The organism is Streptomyces sp. NPDC046308, from assembly GCF_055588065.1.
On sequence record NZ_JBVJFB010000002.1, the window covers coordinates 845273 to 865717 of the forward strand.

The 20445-nt window shown below is 71.6% G+C and carries 17 protein-coding genes; 9 read left to right on the forward strand and 8 right to left on the reverse strand.

Going from position 1 to position 20445, the window contains the following annotated elements:
• Nucleotides 1-183 precede the first annotated feature (183 nt).
• On the forward strand, nt 184-2550 hold the full coding sequence (locus tag ACZ6JT_RS11210) for a SpoIIE family protein phosphatase (RefSeq protein WP_469209167.1): 2367 nt from the start codon (nt 184-186) through the stop codon (nt 2548-2550).
• A gap of 78 nt (nt 2551-2628) precedes the next feature.
• Here ACZ6JT_RS11210 and ACZ6JT_RS11215 read toward each other — a convergent pair whose 3' ends face one another.
• Nucleotides 2629-4911 carry a transglycosylase domain-containing protein gene (locus ACZ6JT_RS11215; RefSeq protein WP_469209168.1) on the reverse strand — a complete coding sequence of 761 codons (2283 nt, stop codon included), beginning with the start codon at nt 4909-4911 and terminating at the stop codon, nt 2629-2631.
• A 232-nt stretch (nt 4912-5143) separates the two neighbouring features.
• On the opposite strand from ACZ6JT_RS11215, the gene ACZ6JT_RS11220 reads away from it, so the two are divergent.
• The 5 genes from ACZ6JT_RS11220 to ACZ6JT_RS11240 all read left to right on the forward strand — a co-directional run bounded on the left by ACZ6JT_RS11220 (nt 5144) and on the right by ACZ6JT_RS11240 (nt 9949).
• Entirely contained in the window at nt 5144-6052 is a 909-nt protein-coding gene (locus ACZ6JT_RS11220; RefSeq protein WP_469209169.1) for an SPFH domain-containing protein, read from the forward strand.
• Nucleotides 6049-6282, forward strand: a complete 234-nt coding sequence (locus ACZ6JT_RS11225; RefSeq protein ID WP_030713938.1) for a type II toxin-antitoxin system antitoxin — start codon at nt 6049-6051, stop codon at nt 6280-6282. The genes ACZ6JT_RS11220 and ACZ6JT_RS11225 overlap by 4 nt, the downstream gene beginning before the upstream one ends.
• A 93-nt stretch (nt 6283-6375) precedes the next feature.
• A complete protein-coding gene (locus ACZ6JT_RS11230) occupies nt 6376-6900 on the forward strand; it encodes a PadR family transcriptional regulator (protein ID WP_469209170.1) in 525 nt (174 codons plus the stop codon).
• A complete protein-coding gene (locus ACZ6JT_RS11235) occupies nt 6897-7586 on the forward strand; it encodes an ABC transporter ATP-binding protein (protein ID WP_376617577.1) in 690 nt (229 codons plus the stop codon). Before ACZ6JT_RS11230 ends, ACZ6JT_RS11235 begins: the two co-directional genes overlap by 4 nt.
• The gene (locus tag ACZ6JT_RS11240; RefSeq protein WP_469209171.1) at nt 7583-9949 is read left to right on the forward strand and encodes an FtsX-like permease family protein; all 2367 of its coding nucleotides are present in this window, start codon (nt 7583-7585) and stop codon (nt 9947-9949) included. Before ACZ6JT_RS11235 ends, ACZ6JT_RS11240 begins: the two co-directional genes overlap by 4 nt.
• Nucleotides 9950-10000: 51 nt before the next feature.
• On the opposite strand, the gene ACZ6JT_RS11245 is transcribed toward ACZ6JT_RS11240, so the two are convergent.
• On the reverse strand, nt 10001-10948 hold the full coding sequence (locus tag ACZ6JT_RS11245) for a hydrogen peroxide-inducible genes activator (protein WP_469209172.1): 948 nt from the start codon (nt 10946-10948) through the stop codon (nt 10001-10003).
• A 137-nt stretch (nt 10949-11085) separates the two neighbouring features.
• Here ACZ6JT_RS11245 and ACZ6JT_RS11250 point away from each other — a divergent pair, with 137 nt between their 5' ends.
• Complete coding sequence (locus ACZ6JT_RS11250) at nt 11086-11640, forward strand: peroxiredoxin (RefSeq protein WP_030713953.1); 555 nt, start codon at nt 11086-11088, stop codon at nt 11638-11640.
• 3 nt (nt 11641-11643) lie between these two features.
• Nucleotides 11644-12192 carry an alkyl hydroperoxide reductase gene (locus ACZ6JT_RS11255; protein WP_469209173.1) on the forward strand — a complete coding sequence of 183 codons (549 nt, stop codon included), beginning with the start codon at nt 11644-11646 and terminating at the stop codon, nt 12190-12192.
• A 77-nt stretch (nt 12193-12269) separates the two neighbouring features.
• Here the strand turns inward: ACZ6JT_RS11255 and ACZ6JT_RS11260 are convergent, their stop codons facing one another.
• The 5 genes from ACZ6JT_RS11260 to ACZ6JT_RS11280 form a co-directional block, all read right to left on the reverse strand.
• Nucleotides 12270-12956, reverse strand: coding sequence for a hypothetical protein (locus ACZ6JT_RS11260; protein WP_469209174.1), 687 nt, complete (start codon nt 12954-12956; stop codon nt 12270-12272).
• Nucleotides 12957-13029: 73 nt separating this feature from the next.
• Complete coding sequence (locus ACZ6JT_RS11265) at nt 13030-14403, reverse strand: AI-2E family transporter (RefSeq protein ID WP_469209175.1); 1374 nt, start codon at nt 14401-14403, stop codon at nt 13030-13032.
• Nucleotides 14404-14510: 107 nt separating this feature from the next.
• On the reverse strand, nt 14511-15206 hold the full coding sequence (locus tag ACZ6JT_RS11270) for an aggregation-promoting factor C-terminal-like domain-containing protein (protein ID WP_469209176.1): 696 nt from the start codon (nt 15204-15206) through the stop codon (nt 14511-14513).
• A 436-nt stretch (nt 15207-15642) separates the two neighbouring features.
• Nucleotides 15643-16959: a PhoH family protein gene (locus ACZ6JT_RS11275; RefSeq protein WP_469209177.1), complete on the reverse strand. Its 1317-nt coding sequence runs from the start codon at nt 16957-16959 to the stop codon at nt 15643-15645.
• Between the two features lie 314 nt (nt 16960-17273).
• Nucleotides 17274-18035, reverse strand: coding sequence for an isoprenyl transferase (locus tag ACZ6JT_RS11280; RefSeq protein WP_030713982.1), 762 nt, complete (start codon nt 18033-18035; stop codon nt 17274-17276).
• Between the two features lie 127 nt (nt 18036-18162).
• Between ACZ6JT_RS11280 and mgrA the strand changes: the two genes are divergently transcribed.
• Nucleotides 18163-19200: an L-glyceraldehyde 3-phosphate reductase gene (gene mgrA, locus ACZ6JT_RS11285; RefSeq protein WP_469209178.1), complete on the forward strand. Its 1038-nt coding sequence runs from the start codon at nt 18163-18165 to the stop codon at nt 19198-19200.
• Between the two features lie 142 nt (nt 19201-19342).
• On the opposite strand, the gene ACZ6JT_RS11290 is transcribed toward mgrA, so the two are convergent.
• A complete protein-coding gene (locus ACZ6JT_RS11290; protein ID WP_469209179.1) occupies nt 19343-20116 on the reverse strand; it encodes a prepilin peptidase in 774 nt (257 codons plus the stop codon).
• Between the last annotated feature and the right edge of the window lie 329 nt (nt 20117-20445).

Sequence of the window (20445 nt, forward strand, 5' to 3'; positions counted from 1 at the left end):
GGTGCTTTCGGACCGCACATCGGCAAGTGTCTTACCGCACGCGGAAGCTGACGGGAGGTCGGCGCGGGGCGAGAGCCAAAGAGGAACCTCGGGGCGATGGTGCCCGGGCCGCTGAGCGGGTATACCGCGACTGACCGAGCTGAGTGCAGCGCACATCGAGCGCAAACGGACGGAATTCCACGCGTGACGGAGTACCCCACCTCCCAGGAGGGCCCGCAGCCCGTCGCCTCCGGCGGAGGAACGGACGAGGCCGGCCACGGCAAGGCGCCCATCGCCGCCGCCGAGGCCGTGCGCACGCATGCGCCGAGCACCGGCGCCGGCCGTGCCGCGGAGTCGGGCGGCGGCCCGGCCGCGGCGGCCGCCGACGCGCGCTCGGCCCGCTCCGCGGCGGGCGCGGGCGGGGCCGCGGGACTCCCCCGGCCCCGGCGCAAGGCTCCCGCCCCGGGCGAATCCGGTGACCCGGCCGCCTCGGACCCGGTCCAGGGGCTGGGCCAGGACGGCGTCCGCCTCCGGGACGGCGCGGCCGCCCGCAACGCCGCGGGCAGCGCGACCGGGCTCGGCGAGCCCGCCGAACCGCCCCGCCCGCGCGGTGACGGTCTCGACCCTGCCGCCGCGGCCGGCGAGAGCACCCGGCAGCCTGCCTCGCCGGGAGCGGAAGCCGTGCCCGGTGGGGGCGGGAGCGCCGGGCAGAACAGCGGGTACCGCGCCGCAGGCGAGCGTCACGGCGGCGGGAGCGGCATACCGGGAGCAGGCGCCGGGGAGATGACCGCCGCGCGCCGCGAAGGGGACCGGCTGCGTTTCGTGGGCGCCGCCACCCGGCGGATCGCCCGCGGCATCGACCTCGACGAGATCGTGCTCGGCCTGTGCCGGGCCACCGTGCCCACCTTCTCGGACGCCATCCTCGTCTACCTGCGCGACCCGCTGCCGGTCGGCGACGAACGGCCCGTCGGCCCGGTCGTTTTAAGGCTGCGCCGCACCGACCGGCTCCGGCCGATCGACGACCTGACGGACGTCAGCAGCACCATCGGCGCGGGCGTGGACCTCGCCGGGGCCGCGGGGGCCACCGGCGAGCTCGACTTCAGCCAGCTGCCGCTGGTCGGCCCGCAGGGTGACCTGCCCGCGGCCGAGCTGTGCGAGATCCGGCCCGGTGGCGCGCTCGCCGAGGTGCTGCGCGGCGTACGGCCCGTCTTCGCGTCCTCCGCCGGCGCCCGGGCCGCGCTCCCCGAGCTGCTCGGCGTGGACCATCCGCTGCCGCGCGGCAACCGGGCGGTCCTGGCGCCGCTGCGCGGCCGCCGCCGGGTGATCGGCGCGGCCGTCTTCCTGCGCAGCCCGGAGCGTCCCGCCTTCGAGCAGAACGACCTGCTGGTCGCCGCCCAACTGGCCACGCACACCGCGCTCGGCATCGACAAGGCGGTCCTGTACGGCCGCGAGGCGTACATCGCCGACGAGCTCCAGCGCACCATGCTGCCCGACAGCCTCCCGCAGCCCACCGGAGTGCGGCTGGCCTCCCGCTACCTGCCCGCCGCCGAGACGGCGCGCGTCGGCGGCGACTGGTACGACGCCATACCGCTGCCCGGCAGCCGGGTCGCGCTCGTCGTCGGCGACGTCATGGGCCACTCCATGACCTCCGCCGCCATCATGGGTCAGCTCCGCACCACGGCGCAGACCCTCGCGCAGCTGGACCTGCCGCCGGCCGAGGTCCTGCACCACCTGGACGAGCAGGCGCAGCGCCTGGGTTCCGACCGCATGGCCACCTGCCTGTACGCCGTCTACGACCCGGTGGCGCACCGGATCACCATCGCCAACGCGGGCCACCCGCCGCCGGTGCTGCTGCACCTGGGCGGCCGCGCCGAGGTGCTCCGCGTACCGCCGGGCGCGCCCATCGGCGTCGGCGGCGTGGACTTCGAGGCCGTCGAGCTGGACGCGCCCGCCGGGGCCACGCTGCTGCTGTACACCGACGGTCTGGTGGAGTCGCGCCTGCGGGACGTGTGGACCGGCATCGAGCAGCTGCGCGAGCGGCTGGCCACGACCGCCCAGCTGACCGGCCTGGACCATCCGCCGCCGCTGGAGGCCCTGTGCGACGACGTGCTGGACATGCTCGGCCCGGGTGACCGGGACGACGACATCGCGCTGCTCGCGGCCCGGTTCGACGGGATCGCGCCCAGTGACGTCGCGTACTGGTTCCTGGACCCGGAGGAGACCGCTCCGGGCCGGGCCCGGCGGTTCGCCCGCCGTGCCCTGACCCGGTGGGGCCTGGAGGAGCTGAGCGACTCGCTGGAGCTGCTGGTGAGCGAGGTGGTCACCAACGCCGTCCGGTACGCGGAGCGGCCCGTGACCCTGCGCCTGCTGCGTACGGACGTGCTGCGCTGCGAGGTCGGCGACGACTCCCCGCAGCTGCCCCGCCAGCGCCGGGCGCGGGACACCGACGAGGGCGGCCGCGGCCTGTTCCTGGTCAACCGGATGGCCCGCCGCTGGGGTGCGACCCGTCTGAGCAGCGGCAAGGTGGTCTGGTTCGAGCTCCCGCTGCCGGGGGCGGGCGAGCGGCAGTGACCGGCCGTCGAACCGGCCTCCTTCCGGCTCACGAAGAACCGCCGCCCCGCAGCCCGAAGGCTGCGGGGCGGCGGTGTGTCAGCGTCCCTCGTCCCCGCCGAACAGCGGCGGGTCCGGCGGCTTCGGGCCGCCGGTCTTGGTCGGCGTCGTCGTCGGCGTCGGCGGCGGCGTGGTGGCGCTCTTCGTCGGCGTGGGCGGCGCAGTGGGGGTCACCGGCGTCGTGGGGGACTGCGCCGGGCTGCTGCTGGAGGCCGGCGGGCTGGAGGACTGGCTCGTCGTGGGCGACGGCGAGGTGCTGCGGGACGGCACCTGCGTGGGGCCCATGTCCGCGTCCGACACGTCGAACTCGCCGGTGTCCACGCCCTTCAGCGCGGCCAGCGTGTACGCCTTCCAGATCGAGGCGGGGAAGCTGGAACCGCCCGCGCGTCCCAGGCCGGCGGTGCCGGTCAGGGTGACCTGGGTGTGGGTGCCCGGCTCCTCGCCGAACATCGCCACGACGGTGACCAGTTCGGGCGTGTAACCGGTGAACCAGCCGGAGAAGTTCGACTCACTGGTACCGGTCTTGCCGGCCGCCTCGTAGGCGCTGCTCCTGACCTTGTTGCCGGAGCCGCCCTCGTCGTTGACGACGCCCTGGAGCACCTTGGTGACGGTGTCGGCGGTCTTGCGGCTGATGGCCTGGCTGCCGATGGCCTGCTGGGGCGTGAACGTGCGTTCCTTGTGCTCGGCGCTCTTGATGATCGTCGGCGTGACCTTCTTGCCGTGGTTGTCGAAGCTGGCGTAGACGCCGGCCATCTCCACGGTGCTCGCGGTCATCGTGCCGAGCGCCATGGCCGGCCGGTCGTCGGGCCAGCCCGCGCGGTCCACCATGCCGAGCGCCAGGGCCGTCTTCTTCACGTTCTGCGGCTTCACGTCCACGATCATCTGCGCGTAGACGGAGTTCACCGAGAAGTCGGTCGCCTCCTGGACCGTCATCATCGGGGTGCCGAAGTTGCGGTTGTCCTGGTTCTGCGGGTTGAACGGGATCTTGCTGCCGACGACCGGGCGCTTGCTGGTGCCGTCGTAGAGCGTGTTGGGCGTGATGGGCTTGCCCTCCTGCGTCTTCGACCCGTTCTCCAGGGCGGAGGCGAGCACGAGCGGCTTGAAGGTCGAGCCGGGCTGGTAGTCCTTGCGCAGGGCGTTGCTCTCGGACTTCTCCGTCAGGCCCTGGCCGCCGTACATGGCGACGATGGCCCCGGTCTTCGCGTCCACGGAGGTCGCGCCGGCCTGGACGCTCTGGTCCTGGGGCCGGCCCTTGGTGTCCTTGCGGTCGAGCTTGGACTCCAGCTCGTCGTCGACGGCCTTCTCCAGCGCCGCCTGCTTCGCCTTGTCGACGTTGAGGGTGATGATCCAGCCGCCGGCCGCGATCTGGGCGTCGTCGATGTTCTGCTTGTTCAGCTCGTCGTTGGCGGCCTGGACCAGGTACCCCTTCTGGCCGTCCATGCCCGGGCGGGGCTTGGGCTTGATCGGCGGCGGGAGGGTCATGGTCTTGCGCTTGGCCGGGTCCAGCTTGCCCATCTCGACCATGTTGTCGAGGACGGCGTTGAAGCGGATGTTGACCAGCCGGGTGCCGTTCGGGCCGGCCGTCGCGAGGTCGTACTGGCTGGGGGCCTGGATGACGGCGGCGAGGTAGGCGCCCTGCTCCAGCGTGAGCTTGTCGACGTCGACCCCGTAGAAGGCCTGGGCCGCGGCCTGGATCCCGTACGCGTTGCGGCCGTAGAAGTTCGTGTTCAGGTAGCCGACGAGGACGTCGTCCTTCTCCATGCGCTGGTCGACCTTGAGGGAGATCACCAGCTCCCGGAGCTTGCGCGTCGCCGACTGGTCCTGCGTCAGGTAGTAGTTCTTGACGTACTGCTGGGTGATCGTCGAGCCACCGGCCTTGCCCTTGCCGGTGACCGTGTTGAACAGGCCCCGGGCCACGCCCATGACGTCGATGCCGCGGTCGCTGTAGAAGGACTTGTTCTCGATCGCGATGAAGGCGGTGCGGACGTCCTCGGGGATCTTGTCGATCGGCACGATCTCGCGGTTCGTTTCACCGGTGCGGGCCATGATCGAGCCGTCGGAGTACCGGTAGGTGTTGCTCTGGAGCGTGGCCTGCTTGTTGGGGTCGCTGGGTTCGTCCACCGAGAAGTAGAGGACGATCGCCGCGGCCATGAGGAGGAGGATCCCGCCGAGGAACGTCCCGAGGATCTTCTTCCACGTGAAGAAGCGACGTATGCCGCTGCGTTTGCCGGTGCCGCCCTTGTCCTTGGCGCCGCCTGCGCGTCTGCTCGGCGCACGCCCCGCACCGCGCTGCTGCGCCTTACGCACTTCTGCTCGGCCCATCGCTCCCGCTCCGCTCGATTACCCCCCCGACGTCAGCTCAGAAAGCTAACACCGCAGGCTGTGACAAAGGATGGTCAACCGTGACCAATACCGGTCAATTCGGACGTGAGAATCAGCACCCACATCACTGGAACCGACGCTCACCTAAGCCGAAGGGTTGCCGCAACGCAAAAAAGTGATATCACTTTGCTAGGCGGCCCGAGCGGCCGCGACCAGAGAAACGGGGCAAACAATGACGAACCACATCGCGAATCCGGACGGGGTACGGGAGTTCACCGCGCGCAGCGTGGGCGGCGGTCTGGCCCTACTCCTCGGCCTGGCAGGCCTGTTGGCGGGCGGCGGCCTCATCGCGGCGGGCGCGGTGATGGCGGCGGCCGCGGCCAAGGCGGCGCTCATCGCCCTCGGCGTGCTCACGATCCTCGGCTCCGTGGTGGCGATGAGCGGTCTGAACACGGTGGCCCCGGGCGAGGCCCGGGTCGTGCAGCTGTTCGGCCGCTACCGGGGCACGATCCGCACCGACGGACTGCGCTGGGTCAACCCGCTCACCTCGCGCGAGAAGATCTCCACCCGGGTGCGCAACCACGAGACGGCCGTCCTGAAGGTCAACGACGCCTACGGCAACCCGATCGAGCTGGCGGCGGTCGTCGTGTGGCGCGTCGAGGACACCGCGCGGGCCACCTTCGAGGTCGAGGACTTCACGGAGTTCGTCGAGACCCAGACCGAGGCGGCGGTCCGGCACATCGCGATCGAGTACCCCTACGACTCGCACGACGAGGGCGGCCTGTCGCTGCGCGGGAACGCCGAGGAGATCACCGAGAAGCTGGCGGTCGAACTGCACGCGCGCGTCGAGGCGGCCGGGGTGCACATCATCGAGTCCCGGTTCACGCATCTCGCGTACGCTCCGGAGATCGCCTCCGCGATGCTCCAGCGCCAGCAGGCGGGCGCCGTCGTGGCGGCCCGCAAGCAGATCGTGGAGGGCGCGGTGGGCATGGTCGAGCTCGCCCTGACCCGCCTGGCGGAGGAGGACATCGTGGACCTGGACCCGGAGCGCAAGGCCGCCATGGTCTCGAACCTGATGGTCGTCCTCTGCGGCGACCGTGCGGCCCAGCCGGTGGTCAACGCGGGAACCCTCTACCAGTGACCCCCGGCGGCGAGCAGAGCCCGGCGGGCCGGCAGGCGCGCAAGCAGGTGCTGCTGCGGCTCGATCCGCAGGTGTACGAGGCCCTGGCCCGCTGGGCCGGCGAGGAGCTGCGCAGCGCGAACGCGCAGATCGAGTTCCTGCTCCGCCGCGCCCTCGCCGAGGCCGGCCGCCTCCCCTCCAGCCCCGGCCCCATCCCCCGCCGCGGGCGCCCCCCGAAGTCCACGGACTGAGCGCGCACCGGGCCGGACCGCTCTCCACGCGGTCCGGCCCCTCCTTCCCCCCTCTATACACTGCGCGTATACACACGGTGTAGAGTCACGGCCATGTCCATCGGTCACACGCTCCTGGGCCTCCTCGAGGCCGGCCCGCGCCACGGCTACGACCTCAAGCGCGCCTTCGACGAGAAGTTCGGCCACGACCGCCCCCTCGCCTACGGGCAGGTCTACTCGACCATGTCGCGCCTCCTGAAGAACGGCCTCGTCGAGGTCGACGGCGTGGAGAGCGGCGGCGGTCCCGAACGCAAGCGGTACGCCATCACCGACGCCGGCATCACCGACGTCGAAACCTGGCTCTCCCAACCCGAGAAGCCCGAGCCCTACCTCCACTCGACCCTCTACACCAAGGTCGTCCTCGCCCTGCTCACCGGCCGCCGCGCCGACGAGCTGCTGGACACCCAGCGCGCCGAGCACCTGCGCCTCATGCGCATCCTCACCCAGCGCAAGCGCAAGGGCGACATAGCCGACCAGCTCGTCTGCGACCACGCCCTCTTCCACCTGGAGGCGGACCTGAGGTGGCTGGAGCTCACCGCGGCCCGCCTCGACCAGCTCGCGCGGGAGGTCCGCCGATGATGCCCCCGGCCGGATCCCTCCTCGCCGCGACGGACCTGCGCAAGGCGTTCGGGACCACCAAGGCCCTCGACGGCGCCGAGTTCTCCATCCACCCCGGCGAGGTCGTCGCCGTCATGGGCCCCTCCGGCTCCGGCAAGTCGACGCTGCTGCACTGCCTCGCGGGCATCGTCCCGCCCGACGCCGGCTCCATCACCTACGCCGGCCGCGAGCTCACCGCCATGAACGACGCCGAGCGCAGCGAGCTGCGCCGCACCGAGTTCGGCTTCGTCTTCCAGTTCGGCCAGCTCGTACCGGAGTTGACCTGCGTGGAGAACGTCGCCCTGCCGCTGCGCCTGACCGGCGTCAAGCGCAAGGAGGCCGAACGCACCGCCCTGCACTGGATGGAGCAGCTCCAGGTGGAGGACCTCGGGGCCAAGCGGCCCGGCGAGATATCCGGCGGCCAGGGACAGCGCGTGGCCGTCGCCCGCGCCCTGGTCACCCGCCCCCGGGTGATCTTCGCCGACGAGCCCACCGGAGCCCTCGACTCCCTCAACGGCGAACTCGTCATGCAGCTGCTCACGGAGGCCGCCCGGTCCGCGAGCACCGCCGTCGTGCTCGTCACCCACGAGACGCGCGTGGCCGCGTACTCCGACCGTGAGATCGTCGTGCGCGACGGGAAGTCCCGTGACATGGAGCGGATCGTATGAGCCGGCTCCGGGTCTGGGCCCGCGATCTCGGGATGGGCACCCGCTTCGCCTTCGGCGGTGGCCGCGAGGGATGGATCCGCACCCTGCTCACCGGTGTCGGTGTCGGTCTCGGCGTCGCGCTCCTGCTCATCAGCACGGCGATCCCCGGCGCCCTCGCCGCGCGGTACGAGCGCGGCGACGCACGGTCGACGATGAGCTCCGAGCGGGCCGACGCCCCCGGGCCCGACACCCTGCTGATCGCCCGCGTCGGGCAGACGTACCACCACAAGGACATCGAGGGGCACGTGCTGCGGGCCGAGGGCCCGGACGCCCCGCTGCCGCCCGGTCTGCGGCGGATCCCCGGCCCCGGCGAGATGGCCCTCTCCCCCGCCCTCGACGCGCTGCTGAAGTCCTCCGACGGCGCCCTGCTGCGCGAGCGGCTCGACGCGCGGGTCAGCGAGATCGTCGGCGACCCGGGGCTGGTCGGCCCCGGCGAACTCCTCTTCTACCTGGGCAGCGACACCCTCCGGAAGAACGGCCCCGAGGACTACCGCGTCGAGCGCGTCACCGGCTTCGGCTACGACGCGCAGCGCGACGGCCTCGACCCCGTGCTGATGCTGATGGTCGTGCTGACGTTCGTCGCCCTGCTGATGCCGGTCGCCGTGTTCATCGCCACCGCCGTCCGCTTCGGCGGGGAGCGGCGCGACCGGCGGCTCGCCGCGCTGCGGCTGGTCGGCGCGGACAGCAGGATGGTGCGCCGGATCGCGGCCGGCGAGGCGCTGGCCGGCTCCCTGGTCGGACTGGTGCTGGGCACCGGCTTCTTCGCCGCCGGCCGCTCCCTGGTCGGCAGCGTCAGCCTCCGGCAGCGCAGCGTCTTCCCCGCCGATCTCGACCCGGCGCCCTGGCTCGCCGTCCTGGTCGCCCTCGCGGTGCCCGCGGCGGCGGTGGCCGTCACCCTGTTCGCGCTGCGCGGGGTGGTCATCGAGCCGCTGGGCGTCGTCCGTACGGCCAAGCCCTCCCGGCGGCGCATCTGGTGGCGGCTGCTGCTGCCCCTGGTCGGGCTCGGTCTGCTCGCGCCCATGGGCGGCCGCGGCAACGACCACGGCACGTTCAACCAGTGGCAGGTCTCCGCAGGGGTGGTGCTCCTGCTGGTCGGGATCACCGTGCTGCTCCCCTGGCTGCTGGAACGTTTCGTGGCGAGGATGTCCGCCGGCCCGGTCTCCTGGCAGCTGGCCGTGCGCCGGCTCCAGGTCAACAGCGGCGCCGCGGCCCGCCTCGTCAACGGCATCGCCGTGGCCGTCGCCGGCGCCATCGCCCTCCAGATGCTCTTCGCCGGCGTCGAGGGCGACTACACCGAGTCCACCGGCCAGGATCCCGGCAGGGCCGCCGTCGCGGTCCTGGTGAACCGCGACGCGGGGGCGCGCATGGACGACCTCGCGCAGCGGATCTCCGCCGTGCCGGGCGTCACCCGCGCCGTCCCCCTGACGTCCACTCAGGCCGCCCACCGGGTGCCCGCGCAGGAGACGGTCCAGGTGACCATCGGCACCTGCGACGCGCTCGGCGAGGTCGCGACGCTCGACTCCTGCGAGGAGGGCGACTCCTTCGTCCTGACCGGCTCCCCCTCGGAGGCCGTCTACGGGGCCACGGCCAAGCCCGGCGACGAGGTGTACGTCGGGAACGTCCGGGGATACGGGGACGCGTTCGGATCCGACTCCGGGACGGCCGACCCGCCCGCTCCGGCGAAGTGGAAGGTCCCCGCGGACGCCCGTACGGTCCCCAGCCGGGAGGACCCCACCGGGCAGCTGCGCAGCGGCCTGCTGGTGACCCCGTCGGCGGCGCCGAAGGAGATCGGCGACTTCCCGGACGCGCGGATCTTCGTCCAGGTCGACGAATCCCGGGACGACGCCCTGGACCGGGCGCGCAACGCCGTCTTCAAGGCGGACCCGTTCGTCACGGCGATGACGCTGCGGGACACCACACAGGCCGCCGGCTACTCCTCGATCCGCACCGGGCTGTTCTTCGGCGCCACCGCCGTACTGGTCCTGATCGGCGCGAGCCTGCTCGTCTCCCAGCTGGAGCAGTTGCGCGAGCGCCGGCGGCTGCTCTCGTCCCTGGTCGCCTTCGGCACCAAGCGCTCTACGCTGAGCCTGTCGGTGCTGTGGCAGACGGCCGTGCCGGTCACGCTGGGCCTGGTACTGGCGACCGGCGCGGGCGTGGGGCTGGGCGCCGTCCTGATGAGCATGGCCGCCACACCGGTCCGGATCGACTGGGCGTCGGTGCTCGGGATGACCGCGGCCGGCGCGGGGGTGGTCGTCGCGGTGACCCTGCTCAGCCTGCCCCCGCTGCTGCGCCTGATGCGCCCGGACGGCCTGCGCACGGAGTGAACACCGCGCGCCCGTGACCCGTACGCCCGTTCCCGGCGGCGCCCCCGGCCTTCAGTCGGTGGGCCACACCGGGAGCGGGCGTACGGCTTCGCGCAGGGCGGCGGCGATCGCCCGGAACTCCTCCTGGCGGGCCGTCCCGGTGCGCATGGCCAGGGCGATCCGCCGCGAGGGAGCGGGCTCGGCGAAGTACCCGGTGGACAGGTACTCGTTGCGGGCGGTCTCCAGCCGCAGCGCGGTGCGCGGCAGCAGCGTCACGCCCAGGCCGCCGGCGACCAGCTGGACGAGGGTAGAGAGCCCGGCGGCGGTCGTCGTGACGTCCGCACCCGTGGTGCGCCCCGCCTCCCGGCAGATGTCGAGGGCCTGGTCGCGCAGGCAGTGCCCTTCGTCGAGCAACAGCAGCTGCAGTCCCCGCAGTTCCTCCAACGGAATGTCCCGGCGCCCGGCCAGCGCGTGCTCCCTGGGGGCGAGCAGTACGAAGTCCTCGTCGAAAACGGGCAGTTCGGTGACCCCGGGGACGCCGAGTGGCACCGCAAGCAGGAGCAGGTCCAGCCGTCCGGTGGCCAGCCCCTCCAGCAGGGTGTCGGTCTGCTCCTCGTGCACCTGGAGGTCCATCCGGGGGTAGCGCCGGTGGAAGAGCCCGAGCACGGTCGGCAGCAGGTACGGGGCCACCGTGGGGATCACCCCGAACCGCAGGACCCCGGTGAAGGGGGCCCGTACCGCCTCGGCCTCCTCCAGCAGCCCGCCCATCGCGTCGAGGACCAGCCGCGCGCGGGCCGCGATCCGCTCGCCGGCCGGGGAGAGCAGCACCTTGCGGGTGGTGCGCTCCAACAGCTGCACGCCGAGGGCCTCCTCCAGCGCGGAGACGGCTCCGGAGAGCGCCGGCTGGCTCATCCCGATGGCCGCGGCGGCGTCCCGGAAGTGCAGGTGCTCGGCGACGGCCGCGAAGGCGCGCAACTGTGCGAGGGTCGGCTGTTTCGCTCCCCTGTTACCCACGGCCACTGATAGGTACCTCCGATCACCCGCCTCAAGTCTAGCTATTTCCGCAATCAATGCAGGTGTGTCAGCATGTGAGATACGTCCAACCCCAACGGAAAACCCCCCAAAAGGGGCTATTTTCCATGTTCCAAGGAGATCGCGTGCTGACTGTTGGTGACAAGTTCCCGGCCTTCGACCTGACCGCCTGCGTCTCGCTCGAGGCCGGCGCCGAGTTCGCGCAGATCGACCACAAGACCTACGAGGGCAAGTGGAAGGTCGTCTTCGCCTGGCCGCTCGACTTCACCTTCGTGTGCCCGACCGAGATCGCCGCCTTCGGCAAGCTGAACGACGAGTTCGCCGACCGCGACGCGCAGGTCCTCGGCTTCTCGCTGGACTCCGAGTACGTGCACCACGCCTGGCGCAAGGACCACGCCGACCTGCGCGACCTGCCCTTCCCGATGATGTCCGACATCAAGCGCGAGCTGTCGGCCGAGCTGGGCATCCTCGGCGAGGACGGCCTGCCGATGCGCGCCGTCTTCATCGTGGACCCGAACAACGAGATCCAGTTCTCGATGGTGACCGCCGGTTCCGTGGGCCGTAACCCCAAGGAGGTCCTGCGGGTCCTCGACGCCCTGCAGACCGACGAGCTGTGCCCCTGCAACTGGAACAAGGGCGAGGCCACCATCGACGCCGGCGCGCTGCTGGCCGGTGAGTGACGGATGTCCCTGGACTCCCTGAAGTCGGCCGTCCCCGACTTCGCCAAGGACCTGAAGCTGAACCTCGGTTCGGTCATCGGCAACAGCGACCTCCCGCAGCAGCAGCTGTGGGGCACGGTCCTGTCCTGCGCGATCGCCGCCCGCTCCCCGCGCGTCCTGCGTGAGCTGGAGCCCGAGGCGAAGGCGAACCTCTCGCCGGAGGCGTACACCGCCGCCAAGGCCGCCGCCGCGGTCATGGCGATGAACAACGTCTTCTACCGGACGCGGCACCTGCTCTCCGACCCGGAGTACGGCACGCTGCGCGCGGGCCTGCGGATGAACGTCATCGGCAACCCGGGCGTGGAGAAGGTCGACTTCGAGCTGTGGTCGCTCGCCGTCTCCGCGATCAACGGCTGCGGCCAGTGCCTGGACTCGCACGAGCAGGTCCTGCGCAAGGCCGGCGTCGACCGCGAGACGATCCAGGAGGCCTTCAAGATCGCCTCGGTGATCCAGGCCGTCGCGGTCACCCTCGACGCCGAGGCCGCCCTCGAGACCGCCCTCGTCGCCGAGTAACGCCACCCCGTACGACACACCAGGGCCCCGCCACCGATTCCGGTCGCGGGGCCCTGGTGTGTCGTCAGTCGGTGTCGTCAGTCGTCGCGCAGCGCGGCCATCAGTGCGCGGGCGTCCTCCACCATCGCTGCCTGGAGGGCCGCCGAGTCGGCCGGGGCGTTCCCGGCGGTGCCGCTGCCGTAGGCCTCGATCGTGAACACCGCACCGCCCTCGAGCACTCTGAGCTGGAACGAGGAATCGCCGGGAGCCGCGAAGACCACGGCGCGCTCGCCGAGGCCCTGCACCGACTCGGTGCGGCCCTCGCCGATATCGGCGGCCATCGAGAGCGACGGCACGTCGAACTCGGGCCCGGGGTCGGTCTTCTTGTGCAGGTCGACCTGCGCCCGCACGATGAGGGTCGACACCGTCTCGGCGTTGTGCAGCACACAGATCGCCCCGCGCACGGCCGGGTGGTCGCTCTGCTGGTTCATCGGCCGGTACCGGTGCAAGTCCCCTGCGATCTTGCCGAGCGCCTGCGCCCGGAAGTCCTCGCACAGGTTCTCCGTCGCCCGGTACCCGAGCTGCGGCGCGGCGAGCCGGTCCCCGAAGGCGTACAGCCCGCCCGCCCACACCGCCGAGGCGACCACGGCACCGCCCAGCGCCCACAGCCACGGCCGGCGGGCCCCTGCGGCGTCGTCCGTCCGTCCGCGCGGGGCGAGTTCCTCCGCCTGCTCCCCCGCCGGGCCGGTGTCGCCCCCGGTGTCGAGCTCCGGCTCGGTGATCATGTTCGTTCCCCCTGTCGTCCCGCTGCGGACGCCACCGGCGGTGGCGTCCGTTCCCGCCCCCCCCTCGGCCTGGTCAGGGCCCGGGGTCCTCGCTGTCGGGTACGACGCCCAGGGCCGTCGAGCCGTGCGGGGCCGGACCGACCATGCCGGCTCCGTGATGGCTCTGCTCGCGCGAGTACGCCCTCAGGTAGCCCACCACCGTGTTGGTGACCGCCACCAGCGGAACGGCGACCACCGCGCCCCCGATCCCCGCGATCATGCCGCCGGCGGCCACCGACAGCACCACCGCGAGCGGGTGCACCCGTACCGCGCGGCCGAGGATGAAGGGCTGCAGCACGTGCCCCTCGATCTGCTGCACCGCCAGCACCACCAGCAGCACCATCAGGGCGGTCCACACGCCCTGGGTCACGAGCGCCACGACCACCGCGAGGGCGCCCGAGACCACCGCCCCGACCAGCGGGATGAAGGCGAAGAGGAAGATGAAGACGGCCAGCGGCACCGCCATCGGCACGTCCAGGAAGTAGATGCCGAGGCCGATGAAGATGGCGTCGATGAGCGCGACGATGACCGTGCCGCGCACGTACGCGGTCAGGGTGCGCCAGGCCCGCGGACCGGCCCCGGCGACCCCGGCGCGGGCGGCGTTCGGGACGAGGCCCAGTGCCCAGTTCCAGATGCGCTTGCCGTCGTAGAGCAGGAAGAGCGTCGAGAACATCGCGAGCAGTATGCCCGTGAGGACTTCGACGAGGACGGTCACGCCCTGCAGACCGGCGGAGGTGATCTGCTCGGTGTTCGTGCCGATGGTCTCGCTGAGGTTCTTCGCGATGTCGTTGATCTGCTTCTCGGTCACGTGGAACGGACTGTCCAGTGCCCACAGCTTGAGCTCGTTGATGCCGTCGCGGACCCGGTCGGACAGGTCGTCGAGGTTCTCCATGACCTGCCAGACCACGAACCAGCCGACGAGCCCGATGACCACGAAGCCGAGGATCGCCGTGACGGCCGTGGCCAGCCCCCGCGGCAGGCCCAGCCGGCGCAGGCGGACGACGAAGGGCTGGAGCATCGCGGTGACGAGCATGGCGGCGGCGAAGGCGAGGACGACCAGCCGGACTTCGCTGATCACCTTCATCAGCACCCAGAGCATGCCGGCGAGGAGCAGCAGCCGCCAGCTGGCCTCGGCGGCGACGCGCATCCCCCAGGGGACCACGCTCGCCGGGTCGGGGCGCACGGGGACGGCCGGCGCATGTACGGGGGCCGGCGGATACGCGGGGGCCGGCGGTACGGGCGCGGCGGCGGACGGTTCGTGAGCCGCCGGCGCAGGGGTGGCCGGGGCGGGAGCCCCTGGGGCCCCACCGGTCTCGGCCTCGACCTCGGCGCGCCGCTCGTTGAGCCGCGCCTCCATCCGGTTCAGCCTGTTCCCGAGCCGGCCGAGCCAGCCTTCCCGCTTCGCCATGTCGCTTCCTTCCCCCGCCCCCGTGTTCGGGCACGCCTGAAAGACCGTACACGCGAGGAGCCCCGCACCGTAGGACGGTGCGGGGCTCCCGGAGGTTGAGCGTGCTCCTAGTACCAGCCGTTGGCCTGGTGGAAGCTCCACGCGCCACAGGGGCTGCCGTAGCGGCCGTTCATGTAGTTCAGGCCCCACTTGATCTGCGTGGCGGGGTTGGTGCGCCAGTCCGCGCCGGCCGAGGCCATCTTCGAACCGGGCAGCGCCTGGACCAGACCGTAGGCGCCCGAGGACGAGTTCACGGCCTTGTAGTTCCAGGTGGATTCCTGGTTGATGATGTTCGAGAAGCACTGGAACTGGCCGGCCGGGACCATCTGCTGGGCGATGGCCTTGACCTGGGCGACCGTGTAGGAGCTCTGGGGGGCGAAGTCGCCGGCGTCGCGGGCGGCGGAGCGGCTGGCGACCTCTTCCTTCGCCTCGCGCTCCTTCTTCGCCTTCTCGTCCGCGGCCTTCTGCGCTTCGGCCTTCTTGGCCTTCGCGTCCTCCGCGGCCTGGAGGCGGGCGCTCTCCTCGGCCGAGCGCTTGGCATCGGCGTCGGCGGCGTGGGCGATGGTGTCGGCCTGCTGCGTCAGGGACGCGCTCTGGACCTCAGCCTGGTCGCCGACCGGGATTTCGGCAAGGAGAGTCGCGCCGGAAGCGGTCGTCTCGAGATCGTTCGTGGGGTCGCCGGTGGCAACGCCCACGACTGCGCCGACGGTGGTGACCGCGGTGGCCGAAGCCACGGCGAACCCCCGGACCGAGATCCGGCTCACACGGTGTCCTTCCAGCAGCGTCCGCAGTGACCGCGCGGGCGCAAAAGTGCCCCTCGACGCTGGCCTCCGTGGTTCTGCGGTCACTGGAGGCGCGGGCCCGTGGGCAACTCCCTCGCGGGGGCTGCTCCGTGTAGCTCCGGGCGGCATACGGCATTCGACTGTGGAGTTGTGGTGCTGCTTGTACCTCACGGGAGATACAGGAGTGCCGTATGCGGGGCCTGACGGAAACCAGACTCTGCCGGAACGCGACACCGCAAGGCAATTCTCCGTTGCGTGGGAAAGGTCACACCTGGCATGTCGCCTTCTGTTTCGCCAAAGGGCTGTGCAGCGCGACGCCGCCCGGCTAGGCTCTCGTGCCTTTGCCGGGCGGCGCCAACTCACCTTCCCGCTATGGGGGTTTTGACCGTTTCGGGCCGCCCGGAGACGGCCGTCGGGGTCAGAGGCTTTCGAGCATCTCGGTGACCAGTGCGGCGATCGGAGAGCGCTCGGACCGCGTGAGCGTGATGTGCGCGAAGAGCGGATGCCCCTTCAACTTCTCGACCACGGCGACGACTCCGTCGTACCGGCCGACCCGGAGGTTGTCCCGCTGGGCCACGTCGTGGGTCAGAACCACCCGCGAATTCGCGCCGATTCGGGACAGAACGGTCAACAGGACGTTGCGCTCCAGCGACTGCGCCTCGTCCACGATCACGAAGGCGTCGTGCAGCGAACGGCCGCGGATGTGGGTGAGCGGCAGGACCTCCAGCATCCCGCGGTTCAGCACCTCCTCGATGACCTCCCGCCCGGCGACCGCCGAGAGGGTGTCGAAGACCGCCTGCGCCCAGGGACTCATCTTCTCGGCGGCGTCCCCGGGCAGGTAGCCGAGGTCCTGGCCGCCCACCGCGTACAGCGGCCGGAAGACCATCACCTTCTGGTGCTGGCGCCGCTCCAGCACCGCCTCCAGGCCGGCGCACAGCGCCAGCGCGGACTTTCCGGTGCCGGCCCGGCCGCCCATCGAGATGATCCCGAGCTCGGGGTCGAGGAGGAGGTCCAGCGCGATGCGCTGCTCGGCGCTGCGGCCGTGCAGCCCGAAGGCCTCGCGGTCGCCCCGTACGAGCTTCACGTTGCCGTCCGCGGTGACCCGGCCGAGCGCCTTGCCGCGCTCGGACTGCAGGACCAGTCCGGTGTGCACGGGCAGCTCGGCGGCCTCCGGCACGTAGAGCCGCTCCTCCGAGTAGAGGAGGTCCACCTGCTCCCCGGAGAGGGCGACCTCGCTCATGCCCGTCCAGCCGGCATCGGTGATCGCGAGCTCCGCCCGGTACTCCTCGGCGATCAGCCCCACGGAGGAGGCCTTGATGCGCAGGGGAAGATCCTTCGAGACCACCGTGACGTCGTAGCCCTCGGCCTGCAGATTGCGGGCGACGGCGAGGATCCGCGAGTCGTTGTCCCCCAGTCGGAAGCCGGCGGGCAGGACACCCGGGTCGGAGTGGTTGAGCTCGACGCGCAGGGTGCCGCCCAGATCGCCCAGCGGGATGGGGGCGTCGAGGCGACCGTAGCGAACCCGGAAGTCGTCGAGCAGGCGCAGGGCCTGGCGCGCGAAGTAGCCGAGTTCGGGATGGTGCCTCTTTGCCTCCAGCTCGGTGATCACCACGATCGGGAGCACGACCTCGTGCTCGTCGAAGCGGGAGATCGCGTTGGGGTCTGCCAGCAGGACGCTGGTGTCGAGGACGTAGGTCCGCCTGTCGGGCAGGCGGCGCTTTGTGCTGGTCACCACGGAAGGACGTACCCCCTCGGAAGAGGTCGGGCCATGAAGACCGGACCGGTCATCGGCACCCATGCCGGGGCCGATTTCCGGCCCTCCCACTCCGTCCGTGCGCATCGCACGTGCGTCCTGGTGCAAAGGGCCTCCCGGGCGGACGACCCCATGCCGTCCGCTGAGACTCGACACCCGTGGATCGGGCATCGACCTGAAAGGGATATTCCCCGATCAGGCCAGGCCATGCCATGGCATATGACGGACGCTCGGTGAATCCCTGGTGAAGGGTTCGAGGGAAGGGGCCGAGGGGACCTGCCGGCCCCCACGCGGGATCAGGTGCCGTAGCGCCGGTGGCGTGCCGCGTAGTCGCGCAGGGCCCGCAGGAAGTCGACCTTGCGGAAGGCCGGCCAGAAGACCTCGCAGAAGTAGTACTCGGAGTGCGCGCTCTGCCAGAGCATGAATCCGGACAGCCGCTGCTCGCCGCTGGTGCGGATCACGAGGTCCGGGTCGGGCTGGCCGCGCGTGTAGAGGTGCTCGGCGATGTGGTCGATGTCGAGGATCTCGGCGAGCTCCTCGAACGAGGTGCCCTTCTGCGCGTGCTCCAGGAGCAGCGAGCGCACCGCGTCGGCGATCTCCTGCCGACCGCCGTAGCCGACGGCGACGTTCACGAGTATCCCGTCGACGCCGTGGGTGGCCTCCTCGGCCTCCTTCAGGACGCTCTGGGTGCCGGCGGGCAGGATGTCGAGGTTGCCGACGTGGTGGACGCGCCAGCGGCCGTCCGCGGCGAGGCCCCGGACCGTGTTCTCGATGATGTTGAGCAGCGGTCGGAGCTCGACCTCGGGCCGGTCCAGGTTGTCCGTGGACAGCATCCACAGGGTGACGACCTCGACGTCCGTCTCGGTGCACCAGCCGAGCATCTCGGAGATCTTGTCGGCTCCGGCCTGGTGGCCCTGTTCCGTCGTACCTCCGGACGCCTTCGCCCAGCGGCGGTTCCCGTCCAGGATGACGCCGATGTGCTTGGGCGCCGCGTCATGGTCGAGGCGGCCTTCCACCCGGCGTGCGTAGAGCCTGTACACCAGGTCGCGCAGCTTCACGATCTTCCAGCCCCTCCGTGCAATGCCCCCGTGCCATTTGCGGTCTCCCCCGAGGCGGCCACATTACTGCGCGGCGGGATGGGGTACCCAACTCGGTCTGTCACAAGTCCGTGATAGGGAGGACAACGTGACTGATACCAATCCCTATCGGGCAGAGCCCTCGCGCTACGACTCCATGGAGTACCGGCGCACCGGCCACAGCGGCCTCAAGCTCCCCGCGATCTCCCTCGGCCTCTGGCACAACTTCGGCGACGACAAGTCCCTGGAGTCCCAGCGGGCGATCCTGCGCCGGGCCTTCGACCTCGGCGTCACCCACTTCGACCTGGCGAACAACTACGGACCGCCGCCCGGCTCGGCCGAGCTCAACTTCGGGAAGGTCTTCGCGCAGGACTTCGCGTCCTACCGCGACCAGCTGATCCTCTCCACCAAGGCCGGCTACTTCATGCACGAAGGGCCGTACGGCGAGTGGGGCAGCCGCAAGTACCTGCTCAGCTCGCTCGACGCCTCGCTGAAGCGGATGGGCGTGGACTACGTCGACATCTTCTACTCGCACCGCTTCGACCCGGAGACCCCGCTGGAGGAGACCATGGGCGCCCTCGCGTCCGCGGTCCAGCAGGGCAAGGCGCTGTACGTGGGCGTCTCCTCGTACACCGCGGAGCAGACGGCCGAGGCCGTGCGCATCCTGCGCGGCATGGGCGTGCGCCCCCTCATCCACCAGCCCTCCTACTCCATGATCAACCGGTGGACGGAGGAGGACGGGCTGCTGGACACCCTGGAGGACGCCGGCATGGGCTGCATCTCCTTCGCGCCGCTGGCGCAGGGGTTGCTGACGGCCAAGTACCTGAAGGGCATCCCGGCGGACTCGCGCGCCGCGCAGGGCAAGTCCCTCAACCCCGATCTGCTGTCGGACGAGGTGCTCCGCCGGCTCGTGGGCCTGAACGAGATCGCGTCCCGCCGCGGCCAGTCGCTGGCCCAGCTGGCGCTCAAGTGGGTGCTCCGCGACGACCGCATGACGTCGGCTCTGATCGGCGCCTCCAGCGTGAGGCAGCTGGAGGAGAACGTGGCCGCGCTGGCGTCCGCGCCGCTCTCCGAGGCCGAGTTGAAGGAGATCGACTCCTTCGCGGTGTCCACCCCCGGCACCAACATCTGGGCCCAGCGCGGCTGACCTGGTCATTCGTCTCGCCGCCCGGTTCAAGGGCGGTGAAACGAAAAACGGGCCGGTCCGTGGGGGGGATACGGACCGGCCCGAGGGGGGGGTTCCACCATAACCCTTCGTAAAGCGTGCTGCGTGCATTGGCGCGCCACGATTACGCTCCGAAACCACCCAGCAGCACTCCGGTGAGTGCTCCGGCCGCCATGAAGGGGCCGAAGGCGAAGCCCTGCTCGCGGGTCGCGGAGCCGCGCAGCAGCAGGGTGAGGCCGTACAGGGCCCCGTAGAGGAGCCCGAGGAAGGCCCCCGCCATCCATACCCCCCACCCGTACCACCCAAGAGCGACCCCCAGCGAGAGCGCCAGCTTGACGTCGCCGAAGCCCATCTCGGCGGGGTTGATCAGGTGGAGCAACAGGTACGCGGCTCCGAGCGCGCCGCCGCCCAGGAGCGCGAGCCGCCAGTCGCCTCCGGCGCGGGGCAGTGGGGCGGCCACCCCGAGCAGGGCCGCCGCCCCGGCCGCGAGCGGCAGGGTCAGTACGTCGGGCAGCCGGTGCACGGCACGGTCCACCAGGGCGAGCAGCACGACCACCGGGGCGAGCCCCACGAAGACCACCCCCTCGGGCCGCGCCCCGACGGCCGCCGCGAGCACGGCGCAGACCGCACCCGTGAGGGCGGTGAGGGGGACGGCGCGCCTCCCGTAGGCGTGCGGCGCCGCGGCCGCGGGCGGCGGCGCGTCCGAGCCCCGCACGACGACCTCCGCGGCAGCCCGGCAGCGGGCCGGCCCGAGCCAGCCGCGCACCCGGTGCCTCTCCGGACAGCGGTCCCGCCAGGGCTCCCCCGGCTCGACGGAGAGTCGGTACGCGGCACGCGGCAGCAGCCATCCGGCGGTGGCGCCGTAGCCGGCGGCGAGAACGATCAGGACGACCCCCATGCCGGCCAGCCTAGGGGCGGGGTACGGGGCGGAGCCCCGGTATTTCAGCCCCGCCGGCGTTTGAGGCGCGGGGTACGGGGCGGAGCCCCGGTATTTCAGCCCCGCCGGCGTTTGAGGCGCGGGGTACGGGGTGGAGCCCCGGTATTTCAGCCCCGCCGGCGTTTGAGGCGCGGGGTACGGGGTGGAGCCCCGGTATTTCAGCCCCGCCGGCGATTGAGGCGCGGGGGCCCGGGGGCAGCACCCCCTCAACGCACCGCCCCCCCCCCCCCCCCCCCAGCCGGCCCACCCATCAAAACGGAAAGGAGGAAACGGACCCCCTCCACGCTGAG